Here is a 14,375-nt window from a genome sequence, read left to right on the forward strand (position 1 = left end):
AGGATAACGGGATTGACCTGCAGATTGTGAAGCTGCCCGAAGCGAAAAAAGGCTTTGTGCTGCTGCCCCGGCGCTGGGTGGTGGAGCGCAGCTTCGGCTGGCTGGCGAGGTTCCGCAGGCTCTCGCGGGACTATGAGCGACTGCCCGAAGTGCTCGGCGGGCTGCATTTCCTAGTCTTTGCGGTACTCATGTTGCCTGCCGCCGTACGGGTACTGGCTGGTGCGGGAAGTTCATAACACGCTCTAGAACGTGTTTACGACAGTACGTGCAGGCGGATGCGCTCCACCTCCCAGCCCTTGCTGCGCAGGTGGGCAGCAAAGGCCGGCAGCAACTGGCGCAATTTGGCCGCAGCGCTGGGGGAGGGGACGTGCAGGCACCAGGTGGTGCCGTCGATCGGCCCGGCCTGCACGCTGGTGCGCAGCCCGGGGGGGATGAGGGCGGCAATGCTGCGCAGGCGCTGCTGCGCTTCCTGGTTCTGGCGCAGCAGGTGGGCCAGTTCGGGCGCTTCCTGGCTGGCTTGCTGCACGCTGATGGCATGGTGGCGTCGATGGTGCATCGGGCGATTATCTGCGGCAGGTAGAATTACCGATTGGCTTTTTGCCAGATACTTATCTTGTGATGGCTGGATAAGCCCTTATCTGTCGACCGTTACAACCGTGATACATAACTCTTGAAGGATTGGGCCGCTGGGCGGCTGCCTTGGGCAGTGCTTGGCAGGCTTGACGTGCATGGCCAATTTCCTGACCTCCATTTTTGGTAGCCGCAATGACCGGCTGCTCAAGCAATACCGTAAAACCGTTGCCCGCATCAATGCGCTGGAGCCGCAGTTCGAGCAGCTCTCCGACGATGCCCTGCGTGGCAAGACCCAGGAGTTCAAAGACCGGCTGGCGCAGGGGCAGACGCTGGACGATCTGCTGCCCGAGGCCTTTGCCGTGGTGCGCGAGGTGTCCAAGCGGGTGCTGAAGATGCGCCACTTCGACGTGCAGCTCATGGGCGGTATGGGGCTGCACCAGGGCAAGATTTCGGAAATGCGCACAGGGGAGGGCAAGACGCTGACCTCCACCTTGCCCGTGTACCTGAATGCGCTGACCGGCAAGGGCGTCCACATCGTCACGGTGAACGATTACCTGGCGGCCCGCGATGCCGAAACCATGCGTCCGCTGTACCACTTCCTGGGCATGTCGGTGGGCGTGAACCTGCCCCAGGCGCCGCGCGAGGACAAGCAGCTGGCCTATCTGGCCGACGTGACCTACGGCACCAACAACGAGTACGGCTTCGACTACCTGCGCGACAACATGGTCTACGACGCGGGCGACCGCGTGCAGCGCGAGCTGAACTTTGCCATCGTGGACGAGGTGGACTCCATCCTGATCGACGAAGCCCGCACGCCGCTGATCATCAGCGGGCAGGCCGACGACAACACGGCGCTGTATCTGGCGATCAACCAGATCGCCCCGCAGCTCACGCGCCAGGAAGGCGAGGCCGATCCGCGCACCGGCGAGGGCGTGACCAAGCCGGGCGACTTCACCGTGGATGAAAAATCCCATCAGGTGTTCCTGACCGAGCAGGGCCACGAAAACGCCGAAGCCATCCTTTCCAAAGCCGGGCTGCTGCCCGAGGGCGCGTCGCTGTACGACCCGGCGCACATCGTGCTGGTACACCATTTGTACGCTGCGCTGCGGGCGCACCACATCTACCACCGCGACCAGCACTACGTGGTGCAGAACGGCGAAGTGGTCATCGTGGACGAGTTCACGGGCCGCCTGATGTCGGGCCGCCGCTGGAGCGATGGCCTGCACCAGGCCGTCGAAGCCAAGGAGGGGGTGAACATCCAGGCCGAGAACCAGACCATGGCCTCGATCACCTTCCAGAACTATTTCCGCCTGTATGCCAAGCTGTCCGGCATGACCGGCACGGCGGATACCGAGGCGTACGAGTTCCAGCAAATTTACGGGCTGGAAACCATCGTCATTCCGCCGAACAAGCCCAGCCGGCGCGAAGACCAGCTCGACCGCGTCTACAAGACCACGCCGGAGAAATACAAGGCCGCCATCGACGACATCCGCGCCTGCCACGAGCGCGGCCAGCCGGTGCTGGTGGGCACCACCTCGATCGAGAACTCGGAAATCATCGACCAGCTCCTGACCAAGGCCGGGCTGGAACACCAGGTGCTGAACGCCAAGCAGCACGCCAAGGAGGCGGACATCATCGCCCAGGCCGGGCGCAAGGGCATGATCACCATCGCCACCAACATGGCGGGCCGGGGCACCGACATCGTGCTGGGCGGCAACATCGGCAAGGACATTGCGGCCATCGAGGCCAATGCCGAACTGAGCGACAGCGACAAGCAGCAGCAGGTCGACGCCCTGCGCAGCCAGTGGCAGCAGGACCACGAGGAAGTCAAGGCCCTGGGCGGCCTGCGCATCATCGCCACCGAACGCCACGAAAGCCGCCGCATCGACAACCAGCTGCGCGGTCGCTCGGGCCGCCAGGGCGACCCCGGATCGTCGCGCTTCTACCTGAGCCTGGACGATCAGCTGATGCGCATCTTTGCCGGCGATCGCGTCCGCGCCATCATGGATCGCCTGAAGATGCCCGAAGGCGAAGCCATCGAGGCCGGCATGGTCACGCGCAGCATCGAAAGCGCCCAGCGCAAGGTCGAAGGGCGCAACTTCGACATCCGCAAGCAGTTGCTGGAATACGACGACGTGGCCAACGAGCAGCGCAAGGTGATTTACGAGCAGCGCAACGCCATTCTGGACACGCCCGACCTGACGGCCATGATCCAGAAGATGATCGAAGGCTGCGTGCAGGACCTGGTGCGCCAGTACGTGCCGGCCGACTCCATGGAAGAGCAGTGGGATCTGCCCGGCCTGGAAAAAGCCCTGGGCGAATGGCATTTGCAACTGGGCCTGCAAGCCCAGGCGGCGCAAAACGACAGCATCACCGACGAGGACATCTTGGCGCTGGTGCAGGAGGCCGCCAAGGCCCTGTACGAGAGCAAGCTGGAGCTGGCCGGCAGCGAGCAGTTCATGCACTTCCAGCGTGCCGTGCTGCTGCAAAGCTTCGACACCAACTGGCGCGATCACCTCTCGGCGCTGGACTACCTGCGCCAGGGCATCCACCTGCGCGGCTTTGCGCAGAAGCAGCCCAAGCAGGAATACAAACGCGAAGCCTTCGAGCTGTTCAGCCAGCTGATCGACGTGGTGAAGAACGAAGTCACCCGCGTGCTGCTGACCGTGCGCATCCGCGAGCCCGAAGCCTTGCAGCAGGCCGCCGACAGCATCGAACAGCGTGCCGAGCATGTGCCCGGAATGCAATACGCCAGCGCGGACAACGACAAGAGCGACCTGCCGGGCGACGACTTCCAGCTCCCCGAAGGCGTGCGCGTGGGCCGCAACGACCCCTGCCCCTGCGGCAGCGGCAAGAAGTTCAAGCAGTGCCACGGCAAGCTGTCGTGAGATAGCGCCTGGCAGGCTTTCCAAGCTTTCCAAAACGGGCTGCGGCCCGTTTTTTTATCGCTGCGGCCACGCTCCATAATTCACCCTTTGCCGTTTGTTCTGCTGTTTTCCCTCTCAAGGATTGCCATGCCTGTAAACCTGCCCCTTCCCCAAGCCCCTGACCTGCACCCGGTCGTCGGTGTGCGTATCGGCGTCACCGAAGCCGGTGTGCGCAAAGCGAACCGCAAGGACTTGACGGTTTTTCTGCTGGACGAAGGCGCCAGTGTGGCCGGGGTGTTCACGCAGAACCGTTACTGCGCCGCACCGGTGCAGGTGTGCCGGGAACATCTGGCGGCGGGCCAGGGCATCCGCGCCCTGGTGGTGAATACGGGCAATGCCAATGCGGGCACGGGTGCCCCGGGGCTGGCCGATGCGCGGGCCACCTGCGCGGCGCTGGCGGACGCCCTGGGCGTGGCGCCCGGCGCCATCCTGCCGTTTTCCACCGGTGTGATCATGGAGCCGCTGCCGGTGCAGCGCATCGTGGCCGGGCTGCCCGCTGCCATTGCCGGCGCCCGGGCAGACAACTGGCTGGCCGCCGCCGAAGGCATCATGACCACCGACACCCAGCCCAAGGCGTACAGCCGCCAGGTGCAGGTGGGCGGCAAGACCGTCACCGTGACCGGCATCAGCAAGGGCGCGGGCATGATCCGCCCGAACATGGCGACCATGCTGGGCTTTCTGGCCACCGATGCGGCCATTGCCCCGGCGCTGCTGCAAGGGTTGGCCAGGGAGCTGGCCGAGGGGTCGTTCAACCGCGTGACCATCGACGGCGATACGTCCACCAACGATTCCTTCGTCGTCATTGCCACGCATCGGGCCGGGAACGCGCAGATCGCCGACTGGGCCGGTGCCGACGCACAGGCACTCAAAGCCGCCCTGCTGGACGTGGCCCGCCTGCTGGCCCAGGCCATCGTGCGCGACGGCGAGGGCGCAACCAAGTTCATCACCGTGCAGGTCGAAGGCGGCAAGACCGAGGAAGAATGCCGCCTGGCGGCCTATGCCATTGCCCATTCGCCGCTGGTGAAAACCGCCTTCTACGCCAGCGACCCGAACCTGGGGCGCATCCTGGCCGCCGTGGGCTACGCGGGGATTGCCGACCTGGACCAGAACGGCATCGAGCTGCACCTGGACGACGTGCATGTCGTCACCCGGGGCGGGCGCAATCCGGCCTACCGCGAGGAAGACGGCCAGCGCGTGATGAAGCAAAGCGAAATCACCGTACGCGTGCATCTGGGCCGGGGCAGCGCCAGCCAGACGGTGTGGACGTGCGATTTCAGCCACGACTACGTGACCATCAACGCCGATTACCGTTCTTAACGATTAAATTGAATAGCTTTTTCCGCTGATGAACAAACGATTTCAAATACTTTTAATGCTGAAATCGTTTATTCACCATCGGTAACAGCTCTTTTTTTATGCAAGATACCGATCTCTCCACTTTTTCCCCGCTGGAACGTCTGGTGGCCCGTGCCGAGCAGCTCATGCAGCGCATCGAGGCCGTGCTGCCCCAGCCGTTGCAGGCGCCAGCCGACTGGGGCGCGGCGATTGCCTGGCGCTACCGCAAGCGGGCCAACGGCTGCGGCGTGCTGGAGCCGGTGCGCCACGTCGGCGCGATGCAGCTCTCCGATTTGCAGAACATCGACGTGCAGAAGGACAAGATCGCCCGCAACACCGAGCAGTTCGTGCAGGGCCGCACCGCCAACAACGTGCTGCTGACCGGGGCGCGGGGCACGGGCAAGTCGTCGCTGATTCGCGCCTGCCTGCACGCCTACGCGGGCCAGGGGCTGCGCCTGATCGAAGTGGACAAGGCCGACCTGACCGATCTGCCCGACATCGTGGAGGTGGTCGCCGCGCGGCCCGAGAAATTCATCATCTACTGCGACGACCTGAGCTTCGAGGAGGGCGAACCGGGCTACAAGGCCATGAAGTCCATCCTGGACGGCTCGGTCAGCGCCGCCACGCCCAACGTGCTGGTCTACGCCACCAGCAACCGCCGCCACCTGCTGCCCGAATACATGACGGACAACCTGCAGACCTCCAAGGGCGAGAACGGAGAAATCCACCCCGGCGAGGTGGTGGAGGAAAAAATATCCCTCTCCGAGCGCTTTGGCCTGTGGGTCAGCTTCTACCCCTTCAGCCAGGACGAATACCTGCGCGTGGTGGCGCAGTGGCTCTCCAGCCTGGGGCTGGATGCGGCGGCCATCGCGGCGGCGCAGCCCGAAGCCCTGGTCTGGGCGCTGGAGCGCGGCTCGCGCAGTGGCCGCGTGGCCCAGCAGTTCGCCCGCGACTACGCAGGCCGCAGCCAGGATGCCGACCGGGCCGCAGTTGCCCGCCCCCGGATTGACGACGTGCAAGGACTGAGCGATGGCGCAGAAATCTGAAAACGCCGTGCGCGGGGCCGTGCGTGTGGAAGTGGCCGTGGGCGTGCTGATCCGCGAAAGCGACGGCGCATTGCTGCTCACCAGCCGCCCGGCAGGCAAGGCGCGGGCGGGCTGGTGGGAGTTTCCCGGCGGCAAGCTGGAAGCGGGGGAAACCGTCGAACAGGCCCTGCGCCGCGAGTTGCAGGAAGAAATCGGCATCACCATCGACCACTGCCTGCCCTGGCAGGTCACGGAGCATGACTACCCCCACGCCCAGGTGCGCCTGCACTGGTGCAAGGTCACGCGCTGGCAGGGCGAACTGGTCATGCGCGAAGGCCAGGAAATGGCCTGGCAGCAACTGCCGCTGACCGTGCGCCCGGTGCTGGAAGGGGCGCTGCCTGCCTTGCAGTGGCTCTCGGACGAGCGCGGGCTGGTCTTTGATGCCGGCGCGTATGCCGCCACAGCCGTCACTGCCGTGGATGCCGCCCCCGGCGCCTGATCATGCCCATGCCGACGCCGCAAGCCGCGCCACAAGGCAGCGACCGGCACGCCGCATGGCTGGGCGTGCTGGCCCTGACCCTGGGGGCGTTCATCTTCAACACCAGCGAGTTCGTGCCCGTGGGCCTGCTGGGCAGCATCGGCCACAGCTTTGCCATGCGGCCCGAGCAGGTGGGGCTGATGCTGACGCTGTACGCCTGGCTGGTCGCGCTGGCCTCTTTGCCGCTGATGCTGGCCACCCGCGCCTGGGAGCGCCGCAGCCTGCTGCTATGGGTGTTCGCCCTGTTCGTGGCGTGCCAGGCGCTGACCGGGCTGGCGGGCAGCTTCACGGTGCTGGTGCTGGCCCGCCTGGGTGTGGCGCTGGCGCACGCGGTGTTCTGGTCGATCACCGCGTCTTTGGTGGTGCGGGTGGCGCCCGAGGGCAAGAAAGCCCAGGCGCTGGGCCTGCTGGCCACCGGCACCACGCTGGCGATGGTGCTGGGCGTGCCCCTGGGCCGGATCGTGGGCGATGCGCTGGGCTGGCGCAACAGCTTCTGGCTGATCGGCGTGGTGGCCGTGCTGGTGGCCCTGGTGCTGGCCCGCAGCCTGCCGCGCCTGCCCAGTGAAAACTCCGGCAGCCTGGCCAGCGTGCCCGTGCTGCTGCGCCGCCCGGCGCTGATGGCGGTGTTCGGCCTGCAGGTGCTGGTGGTGACGGCGCAGTTCATCATGTACAGCTACATCGAACCCTGGGTGCAGGCACAGGCCGGGCACAGCTCGCAGGTGACCACGGCGGTGCTGCTGCTGTTCGGCGCCTGCGGCATGTTGGGCAGCCTGCTGTTCAGCCGCTGGGGGTTGAAGGTGCCGCTGCGCTTTCTGGTGATCGCCCTGGCCACCCTGGCGCTGTGCCTGGGCCTGCTGCCCGTGGCCGGGCAGGCAGTCTGGAGCCTGTACGCACTGACGGTGGTCTGGGGCGCGGCGGTGATGGCCGTGGTGCTGCCCATGCAGGCGCAGGTGCTGCACCTGAGCCGCGATGCCACGGACGTGGGCATGGCGATTTTCTCCGGCGTATTCAACCTCGCCATTGGCGCGGGCGCCTTGCTGGGCAGCCAGATCGGTCAGCACGCGGGGCTGGGCTATCTGAGCAGCAGCGCCGCCGTGCTGGCGGCCCTGGGGCTGGCCTGGACGCTGTGGGCGCAGCGACGCTGGCAGATGATGGCGCAGTAGCGCCGTGTGGCTATTTATTGCTTCGGCAGGCTGGGCGCGTCGATGAAGTCGTCCAGCCGCAAGCCCTTCTCGGCCAGCAGCGCCTCCAGCACCGGGCGCAGCCGCCCCAGGCTGGCAGCCACGGTGTCGCGCACGGTATCGACCATCACCTGGGTGCTGCGCTCGATCTCGATGTTCACCGCGTCGCCCACGCGCTTGTCCTCGAACACCGTGGCGCGGCGGGTTTCGGGGATGAGCCACACCTCGAACCAGCCCGCCTGCCGGTCGGCCTCGGACACCGTCAGGCTCGCGCCGTTGATGGCGATATAGCCTTTGGCGAACACATAGGGGGCCAGCGCAGCGGGCAGGCCGAAGCGGATTTTGTAGTTCGTCTCGGTGGGCACGATCTCCAGCAATTGCGCCGTGCCGTCGACGTGGCCCGAGAGGATGTGCCCGCCCACTTCCGCCCCCTCCTTGGCAGCACGCTCCACGTTCACCCGCTGGCCGACGCGGTAGCTGCCCAGGGTGGTGATGGCCAGACTGTGCTGCATCACGTCGAAGCGGGCGCGGGTGGGCGAGAGGATTTCCGTCACCGTCAGGCACACGCCGTCGGTGGCAACGCTGGCGCCAATCGCCAGACCCTGGCAAAAGCCTTCGGGAAACTCCAGGGTAAAGGTGCGCAGGCCAGGTTGCTCCTGCAAATCCGCAATGGTGGCGACGGCCTGGACGATGCCGGTAAACATGGATGGGGCTGTGCTTTCTTCAGGTGGAGGGTTTCTCGTCGATAGACCAGGGGTTGCCAGTGTCTTAAGTGGCCGATTGTTGCGGGGCCAGCAACTGCCACGCCAGCGCTTCCCCGGCGGCCAGGGGTTTCAGCTCGGCGCCTTCGCCAAAGGCGAAGCTGTCGGGCGGCGTCCAGCTTTGTTGCACCAGGGTGACGGTGCCGGTGTTGCGCGGCAGGTTGTAGAAGTCCGGGCCGTGGAAGCTGGCGAAGCCTTCCAGCTTGTCCAGCGCATTGGCGGCATCGAAGGCGGCGGCGTACAGCTCCAGTGCGGCGTGGGCGCTGTAGCAGCCGGCGCAGCCGGTGGCGTGTTCCTTCAGATGGGCGGCATGGGGGGCGCTGTCGGTGCCCAGGAAGAATTTGGGGTTGCCGCTGGTGGCGGCCTGCACCAGCGCCTGGCGGTGTTTCTCGCGTTTGAGGACGGGCAGGCAGTAGTAGTGCGGGCGGATGCCGCCGGTGAAGATGGCGTTGCGGTTGAACAGCAGATGCTGCGGCGTGATGGTGGCGGCGACGAAACGGTCGGCCCCGGTCACGTACTGGGCGGCCTCCCTGGTGGTGATGTGTTCGAAGACGATTTTCAGCTCGGGAAAGTCGCGGCGCAGGGGGATGAGCTGCTGCTCGATGAAGGCGGCTTCGCGGTCGAACAGGTCGATGGCGCTGCTGGTGACTTCGCCGTGTACCAGCAGCAGCAGGCCTTCGCGCTGCATGGCTTCGAGTACCGGATAGATCTTGCGCAGGTCGGTCACGCCGAAGTCGCTGTTCGTCGTTGCACCTGCGGGGTAGAGCTTGCAGGCGACGATGCCGGCGGCCTTGGCGCGGGCGATTTCCTCGGGGGCCAGGTTGTCGGTCAGGTACAGCGTCATCAGCGGCTCGAAGGGCACGCCCGCAGGCACGGCGGCCAGGATGCGTTCCTTGTAGGCCAGCGCCTGCGCGGTGGTTGTCACCGGCGGTTTCAGGTTGGGCATGATGATGGCGCGGGCGAACTGTGCGGCGGTGTGGGGCACGACGGCGTGCATGGCGGCGCCATCGCGCACGTGCAGGTGCCAGTCGTCGGGGCGGGTAAGGGTCAGGGTGGGCGTAGTCATGGCCGGGATTATGGCGGGGCGGTGCCGATTTTCCCGAGGTGTCGGCAAGGGTTATTTGGAAGCGATCGAAAGTGTCACGAATGTGACAATTGATGTAGTCTCTGCACTGAATGGGATCCGTTCGATTCCTATGCCAAGGAGGGCACCATGTTCTTTCTGCACCGTCTGCATCTGCGCCAGAAGCTGTTTTTATTGATGGGGATGCTGGTGTTTCTGACCGGGATTTCCGCCGTCACGCAGTGGGGTGTTACCGAAGCGAATCACGCCATCTCCCAGGCCCGCCATAACCGCTATGACTCCTACATGCTGGCCAACGAACTGCGCCATAGCTCCGACGACCTGACCCGTCTGGCACGCACCTACGTCGTCACGGGCGAGCCGCGCTGGGAGCAGCAGTACAACGAAGTGGTGGCCATCCGCACCGGGCAGCAGGCCCGCCCGGCAGGGTACGAGGGCATTTACTGGGACTTCCGGGCGGCCGATGCGCCGGTGCCCAGTGGCAGCGGCGAGCGCATTGCCCTGCTGGACATGATGAAGCGGGCCGGTTTTTCCCAGGCCGAGCTGGACAAGCTCGATGAGGCCCAGAAAAACTCCACCGCGCTGGTCGATACCGAGGTCGAGGCGATGAACCTCGTCAAAGGGCTGGTCAGCGACGGCAAGGGCGGCTTCGTCCAGGGGGAGCCGGACATGGAGAAGGCGCGTGCCTTGCTGCACAGCGCCCACTACCACCAGGAAAAGGCCAGGATCATGCAGCCCGTGCAGGCGTTTTTCGAGCTGCTGGAAGTGCGTACCGGGGGCGCCGTGGCGGCTGCCGAGAAAAACGCGACGTGGTGGCATTGGGTGCAGATCGTCAGCTGTGGCGCGGTGCTGGCGCTGTTCTTTGTCCTGCTCTACAGCATTCTGAACAACATCATCGCCGCCCTGCGCAGCGCCGTGCGTAACGTGCAGGCCACGGCCAGTGGCGATCTGACGCAGGAAATCCATGCCCGGGGCGAGGATGAAGTCGGTCAGTTCCTGCACGCTCTGGCGCAGATGCAGCAAAGCCTGATCCGGGTGGTGACGACGGTGCGCCAGAGCAGCGATTCGGTCGCCGTTGCCAGCACTGAAATTGCCCAGGGCAACCACGACCTGAGCGCCCGCACCGAAAGCCAGGCCAGCGCCCTGGAAGAGACGGCGGCCTCGATGGAGGAGCTGTCCTCCACCGTGCAGCAAAACGCCAGCAACGCCCAGCAGGCCAATCAACTGGCGCGGGCCGCCAGCACCGTGGCCGAGCAGGGCGGCGCCGTGGTGGCCCAGGTGGTGGACACCATGCAGGAGATCAGCGACAGCTCGAAAAAAATCACCGACATCATCGCGGTGATCGACGGCATCGCTTTCCAGACCAATATCCTGGCGCTGAACGCCGCCGTGGAAGCGGCCCGCGCGGGCGAGCAGGGCCGGGGTTTTGCCGTCGTCGCCAGCGAGGTGCGCAGCCTGGCCGGGCGCAGCGCCGAGGCGGCCAAGGAGATCAAGCAGCTCATCTCCCAAAGCGTCAGCCGCGTGGAAAACGGTACGGCCCTGGTCGATCGCGCCGGAGCCACCATGCAGGAAGTGGTGGGCAGCATCCGCCGCGTGACCGACATCATGGGCGAGATCAGCGCCGCCAGCCAGGAGCAGAACGCCGGTATGCACCAGGTGGGCGAAGCGGTCACGCAGATCGACCAGACCACCCAGCAGAATGCCGCCCTGGTCGAGGAAATGGCGGCTGCGGCCAGCAGCCTGAAAAAGCAGTCCGAAGAACTGGTGCAGGCCGTGGCGGTGTTCAAGCTGCACCCCGGCAGCAGCGCCGCTGCCCATGCGCCCGTCCCGCACCATGCGCCTGCCAATCCTTCTGCCAGCGTGCCGACAGCCGCCGCGCCGCGTGCCGTGGCCGGTACGGCCAGGGCGCCCGGCGCCTTGAAGAAGCCCGCGCCCAAACCTGCACAGCCGCCCGCATCTGCCCCGCCGCCTGCGGTGGAGGCGGGGCGTAAAGCCCCCGCAGCGGACAGCACCGACGACTGGGAGACGTTTTAAGAACCTGTTCACGATCTCCACGCGGGTGTGCAGTCGCGCAATCGGGCGCTCTGCGGCGTTGCAAATCCTCACCATAGCACCGCTATGGCTGCGGTTTGCGCCTGGCAGACCATCCCGATCCGCTTCCCGCACCCCTTCGCGCGGAGATCGTGAACAGGTTCTAAGCCCCCTCGGCCCCCTCGACCAGAAACTGCACCTTGCGCTCGCCCTTCCATTCGTTGATGTCCAGGCGGAAGGCCAGGTGTGCCCAGCCATCGAGCGGCTCGGTGCGGCCGAACCAGATGCCGTCGACCACGTCGCCCTGGTGGCGCAGTTGCAGTTTCAGGTGCTTTTCGCCGACCAGCCGTTGCGAGACGATTTCCATGTCCTCGCTGAACGTGGGCGGCTCGAAGCCCTGGCCCCAGACTTGCAGGTTGAGCTGTTCGACGATGGCCGACTGGCGGAACTGCGGCGGCAGCGGCCCGTCGGTGTGCAGGCAGCGCGTGAGGGTCTGCGGACTGAGCAGCTCTTGCGCCACTTCGGCAAACGCGGTGCTGAAACGCTCGAAGTTGTCCGCCGCAATCGTGCAGCCTGCGGCCATGGCGTGGCCGCCGAAGCGCAGCAGCACGTCCGGGTGGCGCTTGGCCACCAAATCCAGCGCATCGCGCAGGTGAAAGCCGGGGATGGAGCGGCCCGAGCCTTTCAGCTCGTGCGTCTTGCCCTCGGCCTGGCTGGCGGCAAAGACGAAGGTGGGGCGGTGCAGCCGGTCCTTGATGCGCGAGGCGACGATGCCGACCACGCCTTCGTGAAACTCGGGGTCGAACACGCTGATGGCGGCCGGGGCCGCGCCGCTGTCCTGGCACAACGCTTCGGCCAGGACGAAGGCCTGCTGGCGCATGTCGCCTTCCATGCTCTGGCGCTGGCGGTTGATGCGGTCCAGCGCCTCGGCCAGTTCCAGCGCCTTGGTGGAGTCGTCGGTCAGCAGGCATTCGATGCCGATGGTCATGTCCGCCAGACGGCCCGCCGCGTTGATGCGCGGCCCCAGGGCAAAGCCGAAATCCTGCGTGCCGGCCTGCTGCCAGGTTTTGCCGGCGGCCTGGTACAGCGCCAGCATTCCGGCGGGCATGTGGCCCTTGCGGATGCGCAGCAGCCCCTGGTCGACCAGACGGCGGTTGTTCGCGTCCAGCCGCACTACGTCGGCCACCGTGCCCAGGGCGACCAGCGGCAACAGGGTGTCCAGCCTGGGCTGGGGCGCTGCCGCGTAGGCCCCGCGCTCGCGCAGCAATGCCCGCAGTTGCAGCAGCACGTAGAACATCACGCCCACGCCGGCCAGGCTTTTGCTGGCAAAGCCGCAGCCGGGCTGGTTGGGGTTGACCATGGCCTCGGGTGCGGGTAGCTCGCTGCCTGGCAGGTGGTGGTCGGTCACCAGCACCTGCAGGCCCAGGCGCTGCGCTTCGGCGACCCCGGCCACGCTGCCGATGCCGTTGTCCACCGTCACCAGCAGGCCGTAGCCTTGCGCGGCCACGCGCCGGGCGATGGCGGGCGAGAGGCCGTAGCCGTCCTGCACCCGGTCGGGCACTTCGTAGCTGACGTGCCGCGCCCCCAACATGCGCAGGCCGCGCACGGCCACGGCGCAGGCGGTGGCGCCGTCGCAGTCGTAATCGGCCACGATGCAGATGGGTTTTTGCGCGGCAATGGCTTCGGCCAGCAATTGGGCGGCAGCGTCGATGCCCTTCAGGCCGCCGGGCGGCAGCAGGTGTTGCAGGCCGGTGTCCAGCTCCTGCGGCGACTGCACGCCCCGCGCCGCGAACAGACGCGCCAGCAGCGGCGCCACGCCGTTTTGCACCAGCACATCGACCTGGGTTTGGGAAATCTCCCGTTCAATGATCTTCATGATTTTTATAGCTGATTGCGCACGTGATTAAAGGTTTTTCGGTTGAAAAGACCTTGAAATCGTTGAAGGAGCGCGGAACGCGCTCTCTTAAAGTGCAGTGCCTGGGCTTCGCCGCACAGTGTCAGCGTGGCCTGGCCGCCTGCCCGCACGTGGGCCAGCAGCGCGGCAACTGGCCCGGCGTCGGCCTGCTGCCACGCCTGCTGCCATGCGGCCCAGTCCTGGCGCAAGGCGGTTTGGCGCAGGCTATCGACGAAGGTGATGTGGCGCGGCGCGGCGCACTGTGCCGGGGTTGATGCCGGGGTGGGTGCCTGCGTCAGCACCCCGGCCCCGTGCAGCCAGAAGCCATTGACGGGCGGCAGCCCCCGCGCTTCCCGCGCATCGTTGAAGGGGTGGTTGTAGAGCAGCATCTGCGCCTCGCTGTGCAGGCGCTGGAAGGGCTGGGTCTGCGGCAGCCACAGGCTGGCATCGCGCAGCAGCACGCGGTCCAGCGATGCCGTGCGCAACCCCGCCAGCGGTGCGCCGCTGACGCGCCACAGCAGGGGGGTCAGCACTTGCAGCGTCAAGCCGTCCTCGGCCCACCAGGGGGCCAGGATGGCGCACAGCGCCTGCGCATCGGCCAGCGTCAGCTGCAACTGCGCCGGGTCGTCCAGCCGCACCTGATCGGCCCCGGCGTGCAGATGGCAGGGTGTCAGCCACGCATGGGGCACATGGGGTGCTGCGTCCACGGGGGCGTCCACAGCCGCCCAGGCCGGGACGCGGGCATCCAGCCCGAACACCTCGGCCACGGCCCGCTCGTGCGGGGGGATGGGAAAGTCGTACTCCGCCCCGTCGTGGCGGACTTCGGCCAGCCATGCCAGCAGCGCGTCAAGCTGCGGCGTGGCCACCGCCGGGGCGTTCTCTGCCGCCGCATACGGCAGGATCAGGTGGGGCACGGCAGCATCCGGGCCGCGATCGGGCGGGAGCAGGGGCAGCGCAGGAGGCAGCGCAAAAGGCAAAGGCAGGTCGGCAGCAGGCATGGGGCGTGATTGTCGCCAAACTGCGGGC

Annotated in this window: 12 protein-coding genes; 7 read left to right on the plus strand and 5 right to left on the minus strand. The window is 66.5% G+C overall.

What is annotated here, in order from left to right; translation table 11 throughout:
• Positions 1–236, plus strand: a 236-nt coding sequence (locus ACFO3A_RS05480; RefSeq protein WP_377724690.1) for a transposase, incomplete at its 5' end; no start/stop codon positions are given.
• 17 nt (positions 237–253) lie between these two features.
• Here ACFO3A_RS05480 and ACFO3A_RS05485 read toward each other — a convergent pair.
• Positions 254–556, minus strand: coding sequence for a DciA family protein (locus tag ACFO3A_RS05485; RefSeq protein ID WP_377724691.1), 303 nt, complete (start codon positions 554–556; stop codon positions 254–256).
• 172 nt (positions 557–728) lie between these two features.
• On the opposite strand from ACFO3A_RS05485, the gene secA reads away from it, so the two are divergent.
• The 5 genes from secA to ACFO3A_RS05510 all read left to right on the plus strand — a co-directional run bounded on the left by secA (position 729) and on the right by ACFO3A_RS05510 (position 7,561).
• A complete protein-coding gene (gene secA, locus ACFO3A_RS05490; RefSeq protein WP_377724693.1) occupies positions 729–3,461 on the plus strand; it encodes a preprotein translocase subunit SecA in 2,733 nt (910 codons plus the stop codon).
• A 126-nt stretch (positions 3,462–3,587) separates the two neighbouring features.
• The gene (gene argJ, locus ACFO3A_RS05495) at positions 3,588–4,817 is read left to right on the plus strand and encodes a bifunctional glutamate N-acetyltransferase/amino-acid acetyltransferase ArgJ (RefSeq protein ID WP_377724695.1); all 1,230 of its coding nucleotides are present in this window, start codon (positions 3,588–3,590) and stop codon (positions 4,815–4,817) included.
• Positions 4,818–4,915: 98 nt separating this feature from the next.
• Complete coding sequence (locus ACFO3A_RS05500) at positions 4,916–5,881, plus strand: ATP-binding protein (protein ID WP_377724696.1); 966 nt, start codon at positions 4,916–4,918, stop codon at positions 5,879–5,881.
• A complete protein-coding gene (mutT, locus tag ACFO3A_RS05505; protein ID WP_377724698.1) occupies positions 5,865–6,359 on the plus strand; it encodes an 8-oxo-dGTP diphosphatase MutT in 495 nt (164 codons plus the stop codon). The genes ACFO3A_RS05500 and mutT overlap by 17 nt, the downstream gene beginning before the upstream one ends.
• 2 nt (positions 6,360–6,361) lie before the next feature.
• On the plus strand, positions 6,362–7,561 hold the full coding sequence (locus tag ACFO3A_RS05510; protein ID WP_377724699.1) for a sugar transporter: 1,200 nt from the start codon (positions 6,362–6,364) through the stop codon (positions 7,559–7,561).
• Positions 7,562–7,575: 14 nt separating this feature from the next.
• Here the strand turns inward: ACFO3A_RS05510 and ACFO3A_RS05515 are convergent, their stop codons facing one another.
• Complete coding sequence (locus ACFO3A_RS05515; RefSeq protein WP_377724700.1) at positions 7,576–8,283, minus strand: riboflavin synthase subunit alpha; 708 nt, start codon at positions 8,281–8,283, stop codon at positions 7,576–7,578.
• Positions 8,284–8,347: 64 nt separating this feature from the next.
• Positions 8,348–9,406, minus strand: coding sequence for a dihydroorotase (pyrC, locus tag ACFO3A_RS05520; protein ID WP_377724702.1), 1,059 nt, complete (start codon positions 9,404–9,406; stop codon positions 8,348–8,350).
• Between the two features lie 147 nt (positions 9,407–9,553).
• Here pyrC and ACFO3A_RS05525 point away from each other — a divergent pair, with 147 nt between their 5' ends.
• A complete protein-coding gene (locus ACFO3A_RS05525) occupies positions 9,554–11,458 on the plus strand; it encodes a methyl-accepting chemotaxis protein (RefSeq protein WP_377724703.1) in 1,905 nt (634 codons plus the stop codon).
• A gap of 160 nt (positions 11,459–11,618) precedes the next feature.
• Here the strand turns inward: ACFO3A_RS05525 and recJ are convergent, their stop codons facing one another.
• The gene (gene recJ / locus ACFO3A_RS05530) at positions 11,619–13,331 is read right to left on the minus strand and encodes a single-stranded-DNA-specific exonuclease RecJ (RefSeq protein WP_377724704.1); all 1,713 of its coding nucleotides are present in this window, start codon (positions 13,329–13,331) and stop codon (positions 11,619–11,621) included.
• A 5-nt stretch (positions 13,332–13,336) separates the two neighbouring features.
• Positions 13,337–14,347 (minus strand): phosphoglycerate mutase, encoded by a 1,011-nt coding sequence (locus tag ACFO3A_RS05535; RefSeq protein WP_377724705.1) that lies wholly within the window; start codon positions 14,345–14,347, stop codon positions 13,337–13,339.
• Positions 14,348–14,375: the final 28 nt, after the last annotated feature.

This window comes from Comamonas nitrativorans, from assembly GCF_042654765.1.
Classification (GTDB): domain Bacteria; phylum Pseudomonadota; class Gammaproteobacteria; order Burkholderiales; family Burkholderiaceae_C; genus Comamonas; species Comamonas nitrativorans.